7 protein-coding genes are annotated in these 21,238 nt (G+C 66.9%); 4 read left to right on the forward strand and 3 right to left on the reverse strand.

The features are described from left to right. Window positions 1-70: 70 nt before the first annotated feature. On the forward strand, window positions 71-13,024 hold the full coding sequence (locus AC5O5I_RS07880; RefSeq protein ID WP_494512308.1) for a non-ribosomal peptide synthetase: 12,954 nt from the start codon (window positions 71-73) through the stop codon (window positions 13,022-13,024). A gap of 95 nt (window positions 13,025-13,119) precedes the next feature. On the opposite strand, the gene dsbG is transcribed toward AC5O5I_RS07880, so the two are convergent. From dsbG to dsbD, 3 genes are read right to left on the reverse strand one after another with little or no spacing between them, the layout of a single operon-like run. Continuing rightward, window positions 13,120-13,878, reverse strand: coding sequence for a thiol:disulfide interchange protein DsbG (gene dsbG / locus AC5O5I_RS07885; RefSeq protein WP_172224109.1), 759 nt, complete (start codon window positions 13,876-13,878; stop codon window positions 13,120-13,122). 1 nt (window position 13,879) lies between these two features. Next, window positions 13,880-14,716, reverse strand: a complete 837-nt coding sequence (locus AC5O5I_RS07890) for a TlpA disulfide reductase family protein (protein WP_172224112.1) — start codon at window positions 14,714-14,716, stop codon at window positions 13,880-13,882. Next, the gene (gene dsbD, locus AC5O5I_RS07895; protein WP_172224115.1) at window positions 14,716-16,428 is read right to left on the reverse strand and encodes a protein-disulfide reductase DsbD; all 1,713 of its coding nucleotides are present in this window, start codon (window positions 16,426-16,428) and stop codon (window positions 14,716-14,718) included. Before dsbD ends, AC5O5I_RS07890 begins: the two co-directional genes overlap by 1 nt. A 233-nt stretch (window positions 16,429-16,661) precedes the next feature. Between dsbD and AC5O5I_RS07900 the strand changes: the two genes are divergently transcribed. Genes AC5O5I_RS07900 through AC5O5I_RS07910 form a run of 3 tightly spaced genes read left to right on the forward strand, consistent with a single transcriptional unit; the run spans window position 16,662 to window position 21,236 of the window. Beyond that, window positions 16,662-19,493, forward strand: coding sequence for a xanthine dehydrogenase family protein molybdopterin-binding subunit (locus tag AC5O5I_RS07900; RefSeq protein ID WP_494512309.1), 2,832 nt, complete (start codon window positions 16,662-16,664; stop codon window positions 19,491-19,493). Beyond that, window positions 19,486-20,022: a (2Fe-2S)-binding protein gene (locus tag AC5O5I_RS07905; RefSeq protein ID WP_172224121.1), complete on the forward strand. Its 537-nt coding sequence runs from the start codon at window positions 19,486-19,488 to the stop codon at window positions 20,020-20,022. The genes AC5O5I_RS07900 and AC5O5I_RS07905 overlap by 8 nt, the downstream gene beginning before the upstream one ends. A 2-nt stretch (window positions 20,023-20,024) precedes the next feature. Next, window positions 20,025-21,236 (forward strand): cytochrome c, encoded by a 1,212-nt coding sequence (locus AC5O5I_RS07910; protein ID WP_494512310.1) that lies wholly within the window; start codon window positions 20,025-20,027, stop codon window positions 21,234-21,236. Window positions 21,237-21,238: the final 2 nt, after the last annotated feature.

Here is a 21,238-nt window from a genome sequence, read left to right on the forward strand (position 1 = left end):
CCGCCGACCCTGCCCGCCCCACGTCGCGGAGCAGCCGGCCGACCCCACCAGACACTGGCAGGAACACCCCATGACGGACGCCTTCGAACTCCCGCTCTCGCTGGTCCAGGCCCTGGCGCAACGCGCCGCGCAGACCCCGGACAAGATCGCCTTGCGCTTTCTGGCCGATGCTCCCGGCGAGCAGGCCATGCTCAGCTACCGGGACCTCGACCAGCGCGCGCGCACCATCGCCGCTGCGTTGCAGGCCCGTGCCAGCTTCGGCGACCGTGCAGTGCTGTTGTTCCCCAGCGGGCCGGACTACGTGGCGGCGTTCTTCGGTTGCCTGTACGCGGGCGTGATCGCGGTGCCGGCCTACCCGCCGGAATCCGCACGCCAGCACCACCAGGACCGCTTGCTGTCGATCATCGCCGACGCCGAACCGCGCCTGCTGCTGACCGTGGCGGCGCTGCACCACAGCCTGCAAGGGCTGCATGCCCTGGCGGCAGCCGATGGCCCCGAACTGCTGGCGGTGGATGGCCTGGACCCGGCACTGGCCGCCAGCTGGCGCGAGCCGGCGCTGAAGGGCGATGACATCGCCTTCCTGCAGTACACCTCGGGCTCCACCGCACTGCCCAAGGGCGTGCAGGTCAGCCACGGCAACCTGGTGGCCAACGAGCAACTGATCCGCTGTGGCTTCGGCATCGACCTCAACCCCGACGACGTGATCGTCAGTTGGCTGCCGCTGTACCACGACATGGGCCTGATCGGCGGGCTGCTGCAGCCGATCTTCAGCGGCGTGCCTTGCGTGCTGATGTCGCCGGGTTACTTCCTGGCCCGCCCGCTGCGCTGGTTGCAGGCCATCAGCGAGTACGGCGGCACCATCAGCGGTGGCCCCGACTTCGCCTATCGCCTGTGCAGCGAGCGGGTCAGCGAAGCGTCCCTGGCCGGCCTCGACCTGAGCCGCTGGCGTGTCGCCTACTCCGGCTCCGAGCCGATCCGCCAGGACAGCCTGGCGACCTTCGCCGACAAGTTCCAGGCCTGCGGCTTCGACCGGCAGAACTTCTTCGCCAGCTACGGCCTGGCCGAGGCGACCCTGTTCGTTAGCGGCAGCCGCCGTGGCCAGGGCATCGCCGCACTGGAACTGGACGCCCAAGCCTTCGCCGCCAACCGCGCCGAGCCCGGCAAGGGCAGTGTGCTGATGAGCTGCGGCTACCCCCAGCCAGGGCACGCGGTACGCGTCGTCGAACCGCAGCGTCTGCAGGTGCTGGGCGACAATCAGGTCGGCGAAATCTGGGCCGGTGGCCCGAGCATCGCCCTGGGTTACTGGCGCAACCCCGAAGCCAGTGCCCGCACTTTTGTCGAAATGGACGGCCAGACCTGGCTGCGTACCGGCGACCTTGGCTTCATGCGGGGCGGCGAAGTGTTCGTCACCGGGCGCCTGAAAGACATGTTGATCGTGCGCGGGCAGAACCTGTACCCGCAGGACCTGGAAAAAACCCTGGAGCGCGAAGTCGAGGTGCTGCGCAAAGGCCGGGTGGCGGTGTTCGCGGTCGAGCACCAGGGCGAGGAGGGCATCGGCGTTGCAGTGGAAATCAGCCGCAACGTGCAAAAGGCAATCAAGCCCCAGGAACTGATCAGGACGCTGCGCCAGGTCATCGCCGATGCGTGCCGCCAAGCCCCGGCCGTGGTCCTGCTGCTGAACCCCGGCGCACTGCCGAAAACCTCCAGCGGCAAGCTGCAGCGCTCGGCCTGCCGCCTGCGCATGGACGATGGCAGCCTGGACTGCTACGCGCGCTTCCCCGAGGTGAGCGAAGCGCGTGCGGGCGCGGCGGCGGGTGATGAACTGCAGGCACGCATCGCCGGCGTCTGGCGCGACATCCTCAAGGTAGGGTCGGTGACGGCAGACGACCACTTCCTGTTGCTGGGCGGCAACTCCATCGCCGCCACCCAGGCCACCGCACGCCTGGCCGATGAGCTGGGCATCAACCTGAGCCTGCGCACCTTGTTCGAAGCGCCGGTACTGGCCGATTACAGCAACGCCGTGGCCACCCTGCTCGCCGAAGGCGGTGCCCAGAACGCGGCAATCGCTACCTTGGAGCGCGCTCAGGCGTTGCCCCAGTCGCTGGCGCAAAACCGCCTGTGGTTACTCTGGCAGTTACAGCCGCAATCGGCGGCCTACAACATTCCGGCCGGCCTGCGTTTGCGTGGGGAGCTTGACCAAAGCGCACTGGAAGCCGCCTTCCAGGCATTGGTAGCGCGCCACGAATCCCTGCGCACCGTGTTCAGCGAAGACAACGGCCAGGCGCTGCAGCGCATCCTGGCGCATCAGCCCCTCGACGTGCAGCGCCTGGACCTGCAAGGCCTGGGTGGCGAAGCGGTTGCGGCCCGGCGCGAAGCCGAGGCCCGGTTGCCGTTCGACCTGACCCAGGGCCCGCTGCTGCGCGTCACCCTGGTACGCCTGGACGATGAAGATCACCAGCTGTGGGTGACCCTGCACCACATCGTGGCCGACGGTTGGTCGCTGAATATTCTGCTCGACGAGTTTGCCAAGCTGTACGCCGCGCGTTGCCAAGGCCTGGAGGCCACACTGGCGCCGCAGACCCTGGGTTACGCCGACTACGGCACCTGGCAGCGCCAGTGGCTGGCCGCAGGCGAAGCCAAGCGACAATTGCAGTACTGGAAAGGCAAACTGGGCGATGAGCTGCCGGTGCTCGACCTGTGCACCGACCACCCGCGCGCCAACCAGCGCGAGCACAGCGCCGCCCGGCTCAGCCTCAAGGTCCCGGCCCAGCTTGCCGACGCGCTCAAGGGCCTGGCCCGTGAGCAGCAGGCCAGCCTGTTCATGGTCCTGCTGGCAGGCTGGCAGGCGCTGTTGCACCGCTACAGCGGCCAGGCCGACATTCGCGTCGGCGTACCCAATGCCAACCGCCCACGCCTGGAAACCCAGGATATGCTCGGCTTCTTCATCAATACCCAGGTGCTGCGCGCACAACTGGATGGTCGCCTGCCGTTCACCCAGCTGCTGACGCAGGTGCGCCAGGCCACGCTGGAGGCACAGGCCAATCAGGACCTGCCCTTCGAACAGCTGGTCGAAGCCCTGCCCGAAGCCCGTGAGCAGGGCCTGTTCCAGGTCATGTTCAACCATCAGCAACGCGACCTGTCGGCCCTGCGCCGGCTGCCGGGTCTGCTGGCCGAAGAGCTGCCATGGCACAGCCGCGAGGCCAAGTTCGACTTGCAGCTGCACAGTGAAGAAGACCACCAGGGCCGCCTGAGCCTGGCCTTCGACTATGCCGCCGAGCTGTTCGAGGCCAGCACCGTCAAGCGCCTGGCACAGCATCTGCTGGCCCTGCTGGAGCAGGTGTGTGCCGCGCCGCAACGGGCGCTGGGCGAAGTGCAGTTGCTTGACGCGCCAAGCCGCGCGCAGTTGCTGGGCTGGGGCCAGGCACCCACCGCTGCGCCGCAGCGCCTGTTGGTAGAACAGCTCAACGAGCAGGCACGCGCGACCCCGCAACGCACTGCCCTGGCCTGGGAAGGTGGCAGCCTGGATTACGCCGAGCTGCACCAGCAGGCCAACCGCCTGGCCCACTACCTGCGCGACAAAGGCGTCGGTCCCGACACCTGCGTGGCCATCGCCATCGAGCGTTCGTCACAACTGCTGGTCGGCCTGCTGGCGATTCTGAAGGCAGGCGGTGCCTACGTGCCGCTGGACGTGGATTACCCGGCGGAGCGCCTGGCGTATATGCTCGCCGACTGCAATGCCGGCCTGCTGCTTAGCCACAGCAACCTGCTGGGCAAGCTGCCGCAGGTCGAAGGGGTGAGCGCCATCGCCCTCGACCAGTTGCACCTGGACAGCTGGCCCAGCCATGCCCCCGGCCTGCGCCTGCACGGCGACAACCTGGCCTACGTGATTTACACCTCCGGCTCCACCGGCCAGCCCAAAGGCGTGGGCAGCACCCACGCGGCGTTGGCCGAGCGCCTGCAATGGATGCAAGCCACCTATGCGCTGAACGACAGCGACGTGCTGATGCAGAAGGCGCCAATCAGCTTCGACGTTTCGGTGTGGGAGTGCTTCTGGCCGTTGGTCACCGGTTGCAAGCTGGTGCTTGCCGGCCCCGGCGAGCACCGCGACCCGCAGCGCATCGCCGCGCTGGTACAGGCCCATGGCGTGACCACGCTGCACTTTGTGCCGCCACTGTTGCAAGTGTTCGTCCAGGAGCCTCAGGCTGCCGCCTGCAGCAGCCTGCGCCGGCTGTTCTCCGGTGGCGAGGCGCTGCCTGCCGCACTGCGGGACCGGGTGTTGCAAGTGCTGCCCCAGGTGCAGTTGCACAACCGCTATGGCCCGACCGAAACCGCCATCAACGTCACTCACTGGCACTGCCAGGTTGCAGATGGCGAGCGTTCGCCAATCGGCCGCCCGCTGGGCAATGTGCTGTGCCGCGTGCTGGACGATGAACTGGAACTGGCCGCCCCGGGCGTTGCGGGCGAGCTGTACCTGGGCGGGGCGGGCCTGGCCCGTGGCTACCTCGGCCGCCCGGGCCTTACCGCCGAGCGCTTCGTACCCCACGCCGACGGCAACGGCGAACGCCTGTACCGCAGTGGCGACCGTGCCCGCTGGCAGGCCCAGCTCGAGGCGCTGGAGTACCTTGGCCGCATCGACCAGCAGGTAAAGGTGCGTGGCTTCCGCGTCGAGCCCGAGGAAGTCCAGGCCTGCCTGCTCGCACAGGCGGGTGTCGAGCAGGCGCTGGTCGTGATCCACAAGGATGCTGTCGGTGCGCAACTGGTCGGTTACTACAGCGGCAGCGCTCAGCCTGCCGAGGTGCTGGCCGTGCTGGCTGAACAACTGCCGGTCTACATGGTGCCGGCACAACTGATCCCGCTGGCACAGATGCCCCTGGGCCCCAGTGGCAAGGTCGATCGCAAGGCGCTGCCGGCCCCGGTGTGGCAGCAGCGTGAGCACGTCGAACCGCAAACCGAGCTGCAGCAACAGGTTGCCGCCATCTGGCGCGAAGTGCTGAACCTGCCGCGCGTGGGCTTGCAGGACGACTTTTTTGCCCTGGGCGGCCACTCGCTGCTGGCGACCCAGATCGTCTCGCGCAGCCGCCAGGCCTGCGATGTCGAACTGCCGCTCAAGGCCTTGTTCGAAGCCAGCGAGCTGGGTGCGTTCTGTGCCGAGATTGCGCGTATTCGCGCAGCCGGTGAGCGCAACCTGCAAGGCGAGATCGCCCGCGTCGATCGCCGCCAGGCGGTGCCGCTGTCGTATTCGCAGCAGCGCATGTGGTTCCTCTGGCAGATGGAGCCGGGCAGCCCGGCTTATAACGTCGGCGGCATGGCACGCCTGCGCGGCACCCTGCATGTGGATGCCTTCGAGCGCGCGCTGCAGGCGCTGATTGTGCGCCACGAAACCCTGCGCACCACCTTCCCCAGCATCGACGGCGTGCCGTACCAGTGCGTGGCCGAAGACAGCGGCCTGCAGCTGGACTGGCAGGATTTCAGCGCCTTGCCCGTCGATATGCGCCAGCAAAGCCTGCAGCAGCTGGCCGACGACCAGGCGCACCAGCCGTTCGACCTGGAGCGCGGCCCGCTGCTGCGTGCCTGCCTGGTCAAGGCCGGGGAGCGCGAGCACTTCTTCGTCCTGACCCTGCACCACATCGTCACCGAAGGTTGGGCCATGGACATCTTCGCCCGCGAGCTGGGCGAGCTGTACGAAGCCTTCGTCGATGACCGCGAGTCGCCGCTGGCGCCACTGCCGGTTCAATACCTGGACTACAGCGTGTGGCAGCGGCAATGGCTGGAAAGCGGCGAAGGCGCCCGCCAGCTCGCCTACTGGCAAGCCCGCCTGGGCGACGAGCACCCGGTGCTGGCCTTGCCCGCCGACCGCCCGCGCCCGGCTGTGCAGAGCCACCGCGGCGAGCTGTTCCGCTTTGAGCTCGACCCGGCACTGGTCGCCCGCGTGCATGCGTTCAACAGCCAGCGCGGCCTGACCCTGTTCATGACCATGACCGCCACCCTGGCCGCCTTGCTGCACCGCTACAGCGGCCAGCGCGACCTGCGCATCGGCGCGCCGGTGGCCAACCGCATTCGCCCTGAAAGCGAAGGCCTCATCGGCGCCTTCCTCAACACCCAGGTGCTGCGCTGCGAGCTGGACGGGCAGATGACCGCCAGCGCGTTGCTGGAGCAGATACGCCAGGCCGCCATTGAAGGCCAATCGCACCAGGACCTGCCTTTCGATCAGCTGGTAGAAGCCTTGCAGCCGCCGCGCAGCAGCGCCTATAACCCGCTGTTCCAGGTGATGTGCAACGTGCAGCGCTGGGCCTTCCAGCAAAGCCGCACGCTGGCGGGCATGCAGGTGGATTACCTGGTCAACGACGCCAGCGCCACCAAGTTCGACCTGTACCTGGAGGTGACCGACCTCGACGGCCGTCTGGGCTGCTGCCTGACCTACAGCCGCGACCTGTTCGACGAGCCGCGCATTGCGCGCATGGCCGAGCACTGGCAGCACTTGCTGGTCGGCCTGCTGGACAACCCGCAACAGCGCCTGTGCGAGCTGCCGATGCTGAGCAACGCCGAGCAGCAGGTGATGGTGAGCCAGCTGCAGGGCGAGCATGACTTCGACCTCAGGCAGACCCTGCATGGCCTGTTTGCCGCCCAGGCCGCACGCACGCCGCAGGCGGGTGCGCTGACCTTTGCCGGCCAGCACATGAGCTATGCCGAACTCGACCAGCAGGCCAACCGCCTGGCCCGCGCCCTGCGTGAGCGTGGTGTCGGCCCGCAGGTGCGCGTGGGCCTGGCGCTGGAGCGCTCGCTGGAAATGGTCGTCGGCCTGCTGGCCATTCTCAAGGCCGGTGGTGCCTACGTGCCGCTCGATCCCGAGTACCCGCTCGACCGCCTGCGCTACATGATCGAAGACAGCCGCATCGGCCTGCTGCTAGGCCAGCGCGAGCTGCTGCAAAGCCTGGGCGAGCTGCCCGAAGGGGTGGCGCGCTGGAGCCTGGAAGACGACGCTGCCAGTTTGTCGGGGTATAGCGATGCAGCGCTGGACAACCTTACCCTGCCGCAACACCAGGCCTATCTGATCTACACCTCCGGGTCCACCGGCAAGCCCAAAGGTGTGGTGGTCAGCCACGGCGAGTTCGCCATGCATTGCCAGGCAGTCATCGCTGCGTTCGGCATGCGCAGCGATGACTGCGAGCTGCACTTCTATTCGATCAACTTCGACGCTGCCAGCGAGCGCCTGTGGGTGCCGTTGATGTGCGGTGCCCGTGTGGTGCTGCGCGCCCAGGGGCAGTGGGGCGCCGAGGAAATCTGCCAGCTGGTGCGCGACCATCAGGTGAGCATTCTTGGTTTCACCCCCAGCTACGGTAGCCAGCTGGCGCAGTACCTGGGCGGGCAGGCCGAACAGTTGCCCGTGCGCCTGGTGATCACTGGTGGCGAAGCGTTGACCGGCGAGCACCTGCAGCGCATCCGCCAGGCGTTTGTGCCGCAGCAGTTCTTCAACGCCTACGGCCCGACCGAAACCGTGGTCATGCCACTGGCCTGCCTGGCGCCAGAGGCGCTGCCGCCGGAGCTGGGCAGCGTGCCGATCGGTCGCGTCATCGGCAGCCGTACCGCCTACATCCTCGACGAAGACCTGGCCCTGCTGCCACAAGGCGGCATTGGTGAGTTGTATGTCGGCGGCGCCGGCCTTGCCCAGGGCTATCACGACCGCCCGGGCCTCAGTGCCGAGCGCTTCGTTGCCGACCCGTTCAGCACCCAAGGCGGGCGCCTGTATCGCACCGGTGACCTGGTGCGCCTGGGCACGGATGGCCTGGTGGAGTACGTCGGCCGTGCCGACCAGCAGGTCAAGATCCGCGGCTTCCGCATCGAGCTGGGCGAAATCGAAAGCCGCCTGCAGGCGCATGCCGATGTCGAAGAGGCGGTGGTGCTGGCGCTCGACCTGCCGGGTGGCAAGCAACTGGTGGGTTACCTGGTGTGCCGACAGGCCGCCGCCGACAGCGAGGCGCAAAGCCGCTTGCGTGAGGCGGTGAAGGCCGACGCTCGCCAGCATCTGCCGGACTACATGGTGCCCGCGCACCTGGTGCTGCTGAACAACCTGCCGCTGATGGGCAACGGCAAGCTTGATCGCCGTGCGTTGCCGCTGCCGGACCTGGAACAGGCGCGCCAGCAATACCAGGCGCCTGGCAACGAGGTGGAAGCGCAACTGGCGCAGATCTGGCGCGACGTGCTGAACATTGCCCGGGTCGGCGTGCAGGACAACTTCTTCGAACTGGGTGGCGACTCGATCCTGTCGATCCAGGTGGTCAGCCGCGCCCGTCAGGCCGGCCTGCAATTCACCCCGCGCGACCTGTTCCAGCACCAGACCATCCAGACCCTGGCGGCCGTCGCCCGCCACAGCGACGCCCCGGGCAACATCGAACAGGGCTTGCGCCAAGGCCAGACTGGCCTGACGCCGATCCAGCACTGGTTCTTCGACAGCGAAGTGCCGCAGCCGCAGCACTGGAACCAGGCCGTGCTGCTGGAGGCTCGGCAGCCGTTGGACGAGGCCGCACTGGAACAGGCGCTGGCCGGCCTGGTGCAGCACCATGACAGCCTGCGCCTGCGTTTCAGCGACGCCGCTGGCCGCTGGCAGGCCGAATACACCGCGCCTGCCGCCGAGCAGCTGCTGTGGACCGCCAGCGTCGCCGACTTCAATGATTGCGAGGCGTTGTACAGCGACCTGCAGCGCAGCCTCGACCTGCAACAGGGCCCGCTGCTGCGCGCCTTGCTGGTGCAGGACGGGCAGGGCAGCCAGCGCCTGTTGCTGGCGATCCATCACCTGGTGGTCGATGGCGTGTCGTGGCGCGTGCTGCTCGAAGACCTGCAGGCGCTGTACCGCGGCCAGCCGTTGCCGGCCAAGACCCATGCCATGGGCGACTGGGCCGCGCGCCTGGCCAGCTACGCCGGCAGCGATTCGCTGCGCGACGAGCTGGGCTGGTGGCAAGGGCAGCTGGGCGGCGTGCGCCGTGAGCTGCCGTGCGATCACCCGCAGGGCGGCAACCTGCACCGCCATGCCCGCACCCTGGCCATCGGCCTGGATGTGGAGCAGACCCGGCAGTTGCTGCAGCAGGCCCCGGCGGCCTACCACACCCAGGTCAACGACCTGCTGCTGACCGCCCTGGCGCGTGCCCTGTGCACATGGAGCGGCGCCGAAGAAGTGCTGGTACAGCTTGAAGGCCATGGCCGCGACGGGCTGTTCGAAGACATGGACCTGACCCGCAGCGTCGGCTGGTTCACCAACGCTTATCCCCTGAGCCTGCGCCCGCTGCCGGGCGAGGACGAGGTGGCACGGGCCGGTTCGATCAAGCGCATCAAGGAGCAGCTGCGTCAGGTGCCGCACAAAGGCCTGGGCTACGGCGTGCTGCGCTACCTGGCCGATGCGGCCGGGCGCGAGCAGATGGCGGCCTTGCCGCAAGCGCGGATCACCTTCAACTACCTCGGCCAGTTCGACCAGCAGTTCGACAGCACCGCGCTGTTCCAGCCATTGGACAGCGCTGCCGGTCTGGCGCATGACCTCGACGCGCCGCTGCCCAACTGGCTGAGCGTCGATGGCCAGGTGTATGGCGGCGCCCTGCAACTGCGCTGGACCTTCAGCGCCCAGCGCTATGACGAGCCGACCATCGCCCGCCTGGCCGACGCCTATCGCCAGGAGCTGCTGGCGCTGATCGCCCATTGCCTGGCCGATGGCAATGGCAGCTTCACACCCTCGGACTTCCCGCTGGCGCACCTGACCCAGCAGCAGATCGACGCGCTGCCGGTGCCGGCTGCACAGATCGAGGACGTTTACCCGCTGACCCCGATGCAGGAAGGCATGCTGCTGCATACCCTGCTGGAGCCGGGCACCGGTCTGTATTACATGCAAGACCGCTACCGCATCAACAGCGCGCTCGACCCTGAACGCTTTGCCCAGGCCTGGCAGGCCGTGGTCGCGCGCCACGAGGCGCTGCGCGCATCGTTCAGCTGGAACAGCGGCGAGGCAATGCTGCAGATCATCCACAAACCGGGCAACCTGGCGGTGGACTACCAGGACTGGCGCGGCGTTGCCGATGACGCCCAGGAGCAGCGCCTGCAGGCCTTGCACAAGCAGGAGCGCGAAGCCGGCTTTGCCTTGCTCAGCGAAGCGCCGTTCCACCTGCGCCTGGTGCGGGTGGCCGACCAGCGCTACTGGTTCATGATGAGCAACCACCACATCCTCATCGATGCCTGGTGCCGCTCGCTGTTGATGAACGACTTCTTCGAGCTCTACCAGGCCCTCGGCGAAGGCCGCCAGGCGCAGCTGCCGGTGCCGCCGCGCTACCGCGACTACATCGGCTGGCTGCAACGCCAGGGCCTGGACGACGCACGCGCCTGGTGGCAGGCCAGCCTGGCCGGCTTCGAACGCGCCACGGCGATCCCCAGCGACCGCCCGCTGCGTCATGACCATGCCGGTGACGGCATGATCGTGGGCGACTGCCATACCCGCCTGGACATAAGCGAAGGCGGGCGCCTGCGCGAACTGGCCCAGGCCCATCAACTCACCGTCAACACCTTCGCCCAGGCGGCCTGGGCGCTGGTGCTGGCACGCTACAGTGGCGAGCGCGACGTGGCCTTTGGTGTCACCGTTGCAGGGCGCCCGGTCAGCATGCCGCAGATGCAGCGCACCGTCGGCCTGTTCATCAACAGCGTCGCCCTGCGCGTGCAGTTGCCGGCAGCCGGCGAGCGCTGCAGCGTGCGCCAGTGGCTGCAAAGCCTGCTGGAGCGCAACATGGAACTGCGCGAGTACGAGTACCTGCCGCTGGTGGCAATCCAGGAATGCAGCGAACTGCCCAAGGGCCAGCCACTGTTCAACAGCCTGTTCGTGTTCGAGAATGCGCCGGTGGAAACCGCCGTGCTCGACCACGCCCAGCACTTGAACGCCAGCTCCGACTCGGGCCGTACCCACACCAACTTCCCGCTGACGGCGGTGTGCTACCCGGGCGATGACCTGGGCCTGCACCTGTCGTTCGACCAGCGCTACTTCGACTACCCGACCGTCGAGCGCCTGCTCGCCGAGTTCAAGCGCCTGCTGCTGGCGCTGGTGCAAGGTTTTGAAGGGGAGGTGAGTGCACTGCCGCTGCTGGGCGACGAGGAGCAGCGCTTCCTGCTGGAGGACTGCAACCGCACCGAGCGCGCCTACCCCCTGGAGCAAAGCTACATCGCGCAGTTCGAAGCGCAGGTCGCCGCGCACCCGCAACGTACCGTGGCGCGCTGCCTGGAGGCCGCCTACGACTACGCCGGCCTGAACCTGGCGGCCAACCGACTGGGCCACGCCTTGGTAGCCGCCGGGGTCAGCGTGGACCAGCCGGTGGCGTTGCTGGCCGAACGCGGGCTGCCGTTGCTGGGTATGATCGTCGGCAGCTTCAAGGCCGGTGCTGGCTACCTGCCGCTGGACCCGGGCCTGCCGGCGGCGCGCCTGCAAAGCATTGTACAGCTCAGCCGCACGCCAGTGCTGGTGTGCAGCGCGGCCTGTGCCGAGCAGGGGCGGCAGTTGCTGGGTGAACTGGAAGCGACCGTGCGGCCGCAGTTGCTGGTGTGGGAAGACATCCAGGCCAGCTCGGTGGCGAGCCACAACCCGGGTATCCACAGTGGGCCGGATAACCTCGCCTATGTGATCTACACCTCAGGCTCCACCGGCCTGCCGAAGGGGGTGATGGTCGAGCAGCGCGGCATGCTCAACAACCAGCTGAGCAAGGTGCCCTACCTGGCGCTGAGCGAGCACGACGTGATCGCCCAGACCGCCTCGCAGAGCTTCGACATTTCGGTGTGGCAGTTCCTCGCGGCACCGTTGTTCGGCGCCAAAGTGGAGATCGTGCCCAACGCCATCGCGCATGACCCGCAGGGCTTGCTGGCGCATGTGCAGGCCACTGGCATCACCGTGCTGGAAAGCGTGCCGTCGCTGATCCAGGGCATGCTGGCCAACGACCACCAGGCGCTGGATGGCCTGCGCTGGATGCTGCCGACCGGCGAAGCCATGCCACCGGAACTGGCGGCGCAATGGTTGCAGCGATACCCGCACATGGGCCTGGTGAACGCCTATGGCCCGGCGGAGTGTTCGGATGACGTGGCGTTCTTCCGCGTCGATGCCGCGTCGACCCAAGGCAGCTACCTGCCGATCGGCACCCCCACCGACAACAACCGCCTGTACCTGTTTGCCGAGGACCAGACGCTGGTGCCGCTGGGGGCGGTGGGCGAGCTGTGCGTGGCCGGTACCGGTGTGGGCCGTGGCTATGTGGGTGACCCTGTGCGCACTGCGCTGGCGTTTATCCCTCATCCTTACGGGGCGCCGGGTGAACGCCTGTACCGCACGGGTGACCTGGCCCGGCAACGACCGGACGGTGTGCTGGAGTATGTCGGCCGCATCGACCATCAGGTGAAGATTCGCGGCTACCGCATCGAACTGGGCGAGATCGAGGCCAGGCTGCATGAGCAGGCCGAAATCCGCGATGCTGCCGTCGGGGTGCAGGAGGGTGTCAACGGCAAGCACCTGGTCGGTTACCTGGTGGCGCACCAGGGCATCGTCGCTGATGCCGCGCTGCTGGAGCGGGTCAAGCAGCGCCTGCGTGCCGAGTTGCCGGAGTACATGGTGCCGCTGAACTGGGGCTGGTTCGACAGCCTGCCGCACAACGCCAATGGCAAGCTCGACCGCAAGGCGCTGCCGGCCATCGATATCGGTGGCCAGCACAGCCAGGCATACCAGGCGCCGGGCAACGAGCTGGAGGAGGTACTGGCCGGTATCTGGGCTGATGTGCTGAAGGCCGACCGGGTCGGGGTGCATGACAACTTCTTCGAGTTGGGCGGGCATTCGCTGCTGGCCACGCAGATCGCCTCGCGGGTGCAGAAGCAACTGCAACTGAATGTGCCGCTGCGGGCGATGTTCGAGTGCAGCACGGTGGCGGAGCTTGCGGTGTATGTGCAGGGGTTGCAGGGCAGTGCGCTGGATGACGACAAGGTCGACCGGCTGAGTGACCTGATGGCCGAGCTGGAGGGGTTGTAGGGGAGGGTTCGGCTTGGGACATGCAGAGTGGCGGAAATCGAGCGCCGCGCGGGCGGCGCTCGATCTCTGCCCCACTGCAAAACTCACGACATGCGCTAGCGCTTGCCGAGAATCTTGCCCAGCATCTCCGGCCGCGGTGCCCCCTGCTGGCTCTGCAGCTGGCCTTGCTCATCCTGATAGAAAATCGCCGGGGTAGCCTGCAACCCCAGCTCTTCCATCAGCGCCATGTTTGCCGCCAGCTTCTGCTGCACTGCCTCCGGCACCTGGTCCAGGGCCTTCAGCGTACTGGCCTTGCCTGCCTTCTCGTGCTGCTGCAGCGCCTTGGCCGGGTCTTTCGCTGCCAGCAGCGCCGCCGACTTGCCAGGGCTGTCCTCGCGGATGATGCCGACCATGATATGGCGCAACTGCACCTTGCCCGACTCCACCCACGGCCGCGCCTGCTCCCAGAACATGTTGCAGTACGGGCAGTTGGGATCGCTGAACAGGTATACCTTGCGCGGCGCATCGGCCTTGCCGTCGGCGATCCAGGCGGTTTTCTCCATCTTCGCCCAGACCTCCTTGCTCATCGGTGCGTACACCAGCTTTTGCAGCGGCTCGGCGCTGAGGTCCTTGCCCTGTTCGTCGAACAGGCTGCCGACCAGTACGTGCTTGCCGTCTGGGGTCAGGTACAGGGCCAGGGCGTTGTTCTGATACTCGGCGGCATAGCCGCGCAGGCCGTTGGGGGCGTCGAAGCTGCCCTTGATCACGGCGCCTTTGGCTTGCAGTTGCTGAACCGCCTTGGGCAGTTCTTCGGCCTGGAGGGCGGGGGCGGCCAGCAGGGCCAGTGAAAGGGGCAGTAGTGCAGTCAATCGCATGTCAGTTTCCTTGTGCGGCAGGGGCGGGCGCTGCGGCCCGGTCGAAAGGCTCCAGGGCATGGCGCAGGCTGGCCCGGGACAGCTCGCCCAGGTGGCTGCCGACCAGCCGCCCATCGGCGTCGTAGAACAGGGTGGTGGGCAGGGCCATGGAGCCGACGCGCTGGGCCAGCAGGCCGGTACCATCGAACAGCACATGGGTCAGGCTGAGGCCGGTGGTGGCGAGGAAGGTGCTGACGTTTTCCGGGGTTTCGCCCTGGTTGACGAACAGGAAGGTCACGTGCGGATAGTCGCCTTGCGCCTGTTGCAGTACCGGCATTTCGCGCCGGCAGGGTGGGCACCAGGTGGCCCAGATGTTGATCACCAATGGCTTGCCGCGGTAGCTGTGCAGTGCCACCGGCTGGCTGCCGGCATTGCGCAGGGTCAGTTCGGGCAGCTCGGTGCCTTTGCTGTACAAGTGCCCGCCGAAGCTGGCCAGGCCCCAGAACAATGCGCCGCTGAACAACGCCCAGCCCAGCGGCCGGCGCAGGCCCGGCTGGCGCCAGCCCTGCCACAGGGCTGCGAGTACGATGCCGGCCAGGCCCGACCAGAACAGGAAACCGCCATCACGGATGTCGATGACCTGCACCAGGTCGCCCTGGTACATGGGCCAGTAGGCCAGCACGAAGCCGGCGCGGGCGCACAGCAGGCCGATCAGGAACAGGTTGAAAAGCGCCGATTCCGGGCTCTGGCCGCCACGCCGGGCCACCCACCAGCCGACCACGCTGGCAATTACCAGGGCGGTCAGCATCAGCAGGTGGTTCAGGGCCATGGTCAGTGGCCCGAGGGTTACGGTGAGCATCAGCCTTGGCTCCTGGTCTGGGTCCAGTGTTGCTGGAACGTGGCCGCATCCACTTCACCGGTGATGCGCCGCGCGCGGCGTTCGTCGCCTTCCGGGCCGATCCAGATGATGCTTGGCGGGCCGGGTACCTGGTAGCGCTGCAGCAGGGCTTTGCTGGCCGGGCTGTCAGCGGTCACGTCCAGCCGTAGCAGGTGCACACCGGCCAGGCCGGCCTGCACGTCGCTGCGGGCGAATACCTGTTTTTCCATGACCTTGCACGACACGCACCAGTCGGCATAGTAGTCGACCATCACCCACTGGCCACGGGCCTTGGCTGCATCCAGTTCACGTTGCAGGTCTTCGGGCCGGCTGACGGTGACGAAGCGGTCTTCGGCGTGCTGGCTGGCGGCCGGTGCACCCCCCCCGGCGAACGGGCGCAGCGGCTGCCACAGGTCGTCGCCACCGGCTGCTGCACCCACCAGCAGCAGGCCGCCCCACAGGGCACACAGCAGGGGCACCGCGCGCAACGCCGGCAAACGTTGCAGGGCTGGCCAGGCAGCCCAGGCCAGGGCAATCAGCCAGGCGCCGCCAATGCCCAGCACCAGGGGGGCAGGCAGCAGGCTGCGCACGGTGTACAGCGCCATGGCCAGGAACACGAAGCCGAACACGCCTTTTACCCGGTTCATCCAGGCGCCCGGGCGCGGCAGGTAGCGGTTGCCCAGGGTCACCAGCAACAGCAGTGGCACACCCATGCCCAGGCCGAGGCTGAACAGCACCAGCGCACCTTGCAGCACGTCGCCGCTCTGGGCGATGTACAGCAGCGCGCCGGCCAGTGGCGCGGTCATGCACGGGCCGAGCAGCAGGCCGGACAGCGCGCCCAGCAGCGCCGCGCCATACAGGTTGCCACCGCGGGTACCTTGCCCGGCGCGGTCGAGGCGGTCACGCAGGGCGGCGGGCAGTTGCAGCTCGAAGGCACCAAACATCGGCAGGGCCAGCAGCACGAACAGCCCCGCCAGGCTGCCCAGCAGCCAGGGTTGCTGCAGCCAGGCCTGCAGGCTGGCTCCCAGCAGCGCGGCGACCACGCCCAGGGCGGCATACACCAGGGCCATGCTCAGCACGTAGACGCCGGCCAGCAGCCAACCGCGCCGGGCGCTGGCGCCATTGCCCATGACCAGCCCGGCGAGAATCGGCAGCATTGGCAGCGAGCAGGGGGTAAAGGCCAGCAGCAGGCCAAGGCCGAAGAATGCCAGTACGCCCCAGGCCAGGTTGCCGCTTTGCAGGCCGCTGGCCAGGGCTTGGTCGCTGGCTTGTTCGGCGGCGGGTGCCGCGCTGCCGCCCAGCTCGATCATGGTTGTTTGCGGCGGGTAGCACAGGCCGGCGTCGGCACAACCCTGCCAGCCAAGGCGCAGCTGGCCCTGGGCGTTGGCGGGCAGCAGCAGTTCGAGCTGGTCGCGGTACACCGCGCTGTCGCCGAAGAACTCGTCATGGTGGTTGAGCGCCGGCGGCAATTGCGGGTGCTGCTCGGCCGGCAGGCCGTCGAATTTCAGGCGCTTCTGGTACAGGTAGTAGCCCGGCTTGATCTGGAAGTACAGGCGCATCTGGCCATCGGGCTGGCGGTCGTGGGTCAGCACGAAGGCCTGGTTGACCGGCAGGAAGTCGGGTTTGACCTCGAACGGGTTGGCCTGCAACGGGCCGGCCAGGAAAAATGTCAGGAAGAGCAGGAGGACGCGCATGTCTTCGCCTTGGCAGAACTGGGAATGGGGCCATGCTGGCTGGGGATGATTAAGTAAAGGTTAACCGCCTCACGCCCCGCACCCGCACACATCTGAGACATACCGCGACACATTGTCGGCTTGACTTTGCTTCCCCCCACCAATTTGCTGTAAAGTTGACGCACAAGTCAGCTTTTCCCCGCTAGTACTAGAATCAAAAAAGGGCAGGCCCCCAACTGCCCAGAGGATCAAGCATGTCCAACCGTGATATTTCCCGGCGCGCCTTCCTGCAAGGCGGCCTGATCGCTGGTGTCGGCGTGACCATGGCGCCGCTTGGCAGCCAGGCATTCGCCGCCCTGATGGAGGACCGCGTCACCACCTCGCCGCTGAAGTGGATGAACCATGACGGCAAGGCGCGTTTTCGCAACGATGCGTTGTCCAAGGTCTGCGGCGACAAGGTCTTCGCCCGCGACATCCGCGCCAAGGACATGCCCGGCTGGCCCGCGCAGCAGGGCCATGCGCTGTTGCTCAAGGCGACCAAGGCCGACCGCATCTACGCCGGGCACGACCTGACCCTGTTGGGCGCCGACCTGCAACCGGACCGCGTCGTCACCGCCGCCGACCTGGAGCAGGACGGCATCGCCTGGCCCGAGGCCCACTCGCCGGACCCGCTGCTGCCCCCGGGCAAAGTGCCGATGTTCATCGGCCACCCGGTGGCCATCTTGATCTGGCACGACTTCGAGCGCTTCCGCCAGGCCAAGCGCAAACTGCAGTTCAACGACCAGGCGATCCGCTACGGTGCCCAGGCCCCGTTGTATCAGCGCGACCCTTACGGCAGCTTTCGTTTCGTGCGGGTGGGCGGGGCTACGCCGTTCGACGACGATGAATTCTCCAGCCTGAAGAACTCCATGCTGTTCCCGACCATTCTCAACCGCAAACCGGTGTGGTCCAAGCAGCCCAACCAGCATGGCGACCTGACCGAGCAGGGGCTGTTCTACGCCGGGCGCATCGCCGAGCAGTTGGCCAACCCGCCGGAGAACTGGCTGGTGTTCGACGAACGCTACAAGACACCCTCCATCGAACCTGCAGCCCTCGAGCCGGACAACGGCAACGGCTGGTATGACCCGGCCACCGGCACCCTGCACTTCGTGGTCGCGACACAGTGCCCGTTCGAAGTGGCGCAGGAATGCGTGCACATGATCAAGCCGTCGCGCTTTGCCCTGAACACGTTGAACATGCACCCGGGCTACACCGTGGGCTATGGCTCGAAGGACAACAACATCTTCGTCTTCTACGCCGCCGTGGCCGCGTTGTACGGCGCGGGTGTACCGATCCGCCTGGCCAACGACCGCTACGAGCAGTTCCAGAGCGGCATCAAGCGCCATGCCTTCGATATCCGCTACCAGTTGGCCGTGGACAAGCGTGACAACCGCTTCAAGATCTTTCGTGCCGACCTGAGTTGCGACGGCGGCGGGCGTATCAACTACAGCCCGTCGGTGGCGGCGGTGGGGGCCACGGCGGCGCAGTCGATCTACTACATGCCGCAGAACGACCTGTCGGTCACCGCCTACCATTCGCGTGGGGTCGAGGCCGGCTCAATGCGCGGCTACGGCACCCTGCAGACCATGGCTGCGACCGAGATGATGGTCGACGAGATCGCCGGTCGCCTGGGTGTCGATGCCATCGACCTGCGCCGCGCCAACGCACTCAAGTCGGGCATGAAGAACACCCAAGGCGCGGTGCCGGCCGGTGCCCTGCGTCTGTACGAGATCCTCGACAAGGCCGCCGTGCACGACTGGTGGCGCAACCGTGACGCACGCAAGCAGCAGATGGATGCCCAGGACCAGGACCACTGGTACGGCGTAGGCTTTGCCATCTGCCAGAAGGACTTCGGCACCGGTTCCGAAGCGCCGATGGCCAGCATCGAGTTCAGCCGCGACGGGCGCATCAGCCTGCGCCATATCGGCACTGAGCTGGGCACTGGCATGTCCACTTCCCAGGCCCTGGTGGTCAGCGATTTCCTTGGTCGCTCGGCGGACGAGGTCAGGACTGCAGTCACCGAATGGCCGGAGTTGCAGCTGACCACCAGCGGCAACCCGTACCTGATCAGCCAGCCCGAGCAGGACGCTGCGCTGCGCAACCCGCGCTGGGTCGGCAAACTGGCTTCGCCATCATCGGCGACCAACTCGGCGTTCTACTTCAGCCATGCCACCCGCGAGGCGGCGCGCGTACTGTTCAACCACGGCCTGTGGCCGGCGGCCATGGCCATCTGGAGCCAGGGGCCATACGGCGGCCAGGCCAACCCGCTGGTGGTGCGCCGCGAGAATGCGGTGTGGGTCAACGGTGAGCTGACCGGCAACGGTCTGGCGCCGATCCCGTTCGCCCAGCTGGCCCAGAAGGCCCACGACATGGGCCTGGTTACCGGGGTTAGCGTGCACGGCTTCAACCGCTGGAGCTGGGCCCAGGCCGACTTCGTCGTCGACGGCGTGCGCGAGCGCTTCCCGCTTGATGCCGTGGCGGTGAAATACGGCGATGGCGCGGTGAATGCCAAGAAAGCGCAGATGAGCAGCCACGGCTACCACCTGCTCGACCGGCAGAACGCGCACTACCCGGACACCCAACTGAACAATGCCATGGTCACCTACTACAGCCCGGTGGCGACCATCGTCGAAGTCAAGGTCAACAAGGGTACGCATGAGGTGCAGGTGCTCAACCACCACAGCTGGGTCGAATGCGGCCGGGTGCTGGTGCCGGAACTGGTCAAGGGCCAGCTCGAAGGCGGTATCGCCATGGGCATTGGCCATGCACTGACCGAAGAAATGCCGATGTACGAGGGCGGGCCCGGGGAGGGCGACTGGAACTTCAACCGCTACCGCCTGCCGCATGCGCGTGACGTGGCGGTATGGAAGCAGACCAGCGAAATCCTCCCGCCGCTGTCACCGACCGACCCGTCGAAGGGTATCGCCGAAGTGGTGATGATCCCGGTCGTCGGCGCCATCGGCAACGCTGTCGCGCATGCCATTGGCAAGCGCGTGCGCGATCTACCCATCACCCCAGCCCGTATCAAGGAGGCCCTCAATGGCTAACCGTCCACTGCAACTGACCCTCAATGGTCAACCGGTCGGCCCGGTCGAGGTGCCTGATGACCTGGCGATGATCGATTACCTGCACGAACACCAGAACCTCACCGGTTCGCGCCTGGGCTGCGGCCAGGGCATCTGCCACGCCTGCGTGGTGATCGTCGACAAACCCGACGGTACCAGCGAGGAAGTGCGCACCTGCATCACCGGTGCTCACTACTTCGAAGGCAAGAAAGTCCGCACCATCGAGGGCCATGCCAGCCAGGACGAGGCCGGCAACCTGACGTTGAATCCGATCCAGCAGAAATTCGTCGACCTGTTCGCCTTCCAGTGCAGCTACTGCGCACCGGGCTTCGTCAACGCCGCCACCGTACTGGTGGAAACGGCGCAGCGTCAGCCGCTGAAAAAGAGCGAGGTGGAAGAGCGCATCGAGGCCAGCCTGGGCCACCATATCTGCCGTTGCACCGGCTACGTGCGCTATTACGCTGCCACCCGCACGGTGCTCAACGACCTTGGCCTGGTCAAGGAGGGTTGAGCATGGCTTTCGTTCGTAGCGCACTGGCGCTGGCCCTCGGCCTTGCCGTCACTTCAGCTGCCCTGGCCGACGACCAGGCACAGGTCAAGCGTGGTGAATACCTGGCCCGCGCGGCCGACTGCATGGCCTGTCATACCGCCGAAGGCGGCGCCCCATACGCCGGCGGCCTGCCGATTCATTCACCATTCGGCACTATTTATGGCAGTAACATCACCCCGGACAAGCAGTACGGCATCGGCAACTACAGCGCCGACGAGTTCTTTGCCGCCGTCACCGAGGGCAAGCGCAAGGATGGCGCCAACCTTTACCCGGCAATGCCGTACACCTCGTACCACCTGATCAGGCGCGAGGACTCGGACGCAATCCTCGCTTACCTGATGACCGTGCCGCCGATCAACCGCCCGGCGCCGCAGACCGCGCTGCGCTTCCCGTTCAATGTGCGCCTGGGCTTGAGTGGCTGGAACATGCTGTACGGCAAGAGCGTGCAGTTGCAGCCCACCGAAGGCAAAAGCCCGGCCTGGCAGCGTGGGCAGTATATGGTCGAGGTGATGGGCCACTGTGGCGAATGCCATACTCCGCGCAACCCGATCGGCGCGTTGCAGCAGGACCTGCGCCTGAGCGGCGGCCTGCTGGGCGGCTACCTGGCCCCAAGCCTGCTGGCGCAGGACCTGGCCGAGCGCGGCTGGACCCAGCCAGACCTGACCACCTTCCTCAAGCACGGCATCAGTGCCCAGGGCAGTATGTTCAACGAGATGTTCCCGGTGGTACACCACAGCACCCAGCATCTGCAGGACGCCGACCTGGCCGCCATGGCCACCTACCTGCTGGGCGACCAGCCACCGCCGGCCAAGGTGATCCAGGCGGTTGCCCTGGAACAGATGAGCGACAGTGCCAAACGCGGCCATCAGCAGTACCTGAACGTTTGCGCCGGCTGCCATGGGGTAGACGGCGAAGGCAAGCCGCACATCGCCGTGGCCATGCGCGGTAACACCGTGTTGCGCCAGGATGACTCGCGCAACCTGGTCAAGGTCATCCTCGAAGGTATCCGCGAGCAGCAGTTCACCGGCTTCGAACGCATGCAGCCGATGCCGGGTTTTGCCGACAAGCTCGATGACCAACAGGTGACGGATATGGTCAACTACTTGCGCCAGGCCTGGGGTGGACTGCCTGGCGACCTGAACCTACAGCAGCTCGCCGAGCTGAAGGCGGAGTAAGC

The organism is Pseudomonas sp. 9_2_1 (assembly GCF_059295275.1).

Excerpts from the sequence above, each read along its gene's own strand:
- AC5O5I_RS07905 (WP_172224121.1), top strand. The coding sequence starts at position 19,486 with ATGGCTAACCGTCCACTGCAACTGACCCTCAATGGTCAACCGGTCGGC.
- dsbG (WP_172224109.1), bottom strand. The coding sequence starts at position 13,878 with ATGCGATTGACTGCACTACTGCCCCTTTCACTGGCCCTGCTGGCCGCC.
- AC5O5I_RS07880 (WP_494512308.1), top strand. The coding sequence starts at position 71 with ATGACGGACGCCTTCGAACTCCCGCTCTCGCTGGTCCAGGCCCTGGCG.
- dsbD (WP_172224115.1), bottom strand. The coding sequence starts at position 16,428 with ATGCGCGTCCTCCTGCTCTTCCTGACATTTTTCCTGGCCGGCCCGTTG.
- AC5O5I_RS07900 (WP_494512309.1), top strand. The coding sequence starts at position 16,662 with ATGTCCAACCGTGATATTTCCCGGCGCGCCTTCCTGCAAGGCGGCCTG.
- AC5O5I_RS07910 (WP_494512310.1), top strand. The coding sequence starts at position 20,025 with ATGGCTTTCGTTCGTAGCGCACTGGCGCTGGCCCTCGGCCTTGCCGTC.
- AC5O5I_RS07890 (WP_172224112.1), bottom strand. The coding sequence starts at position 14,716 with ATGCTCACCGTAACCCTCGGGCCACTGACCATGGCCCTGAACCACCTG.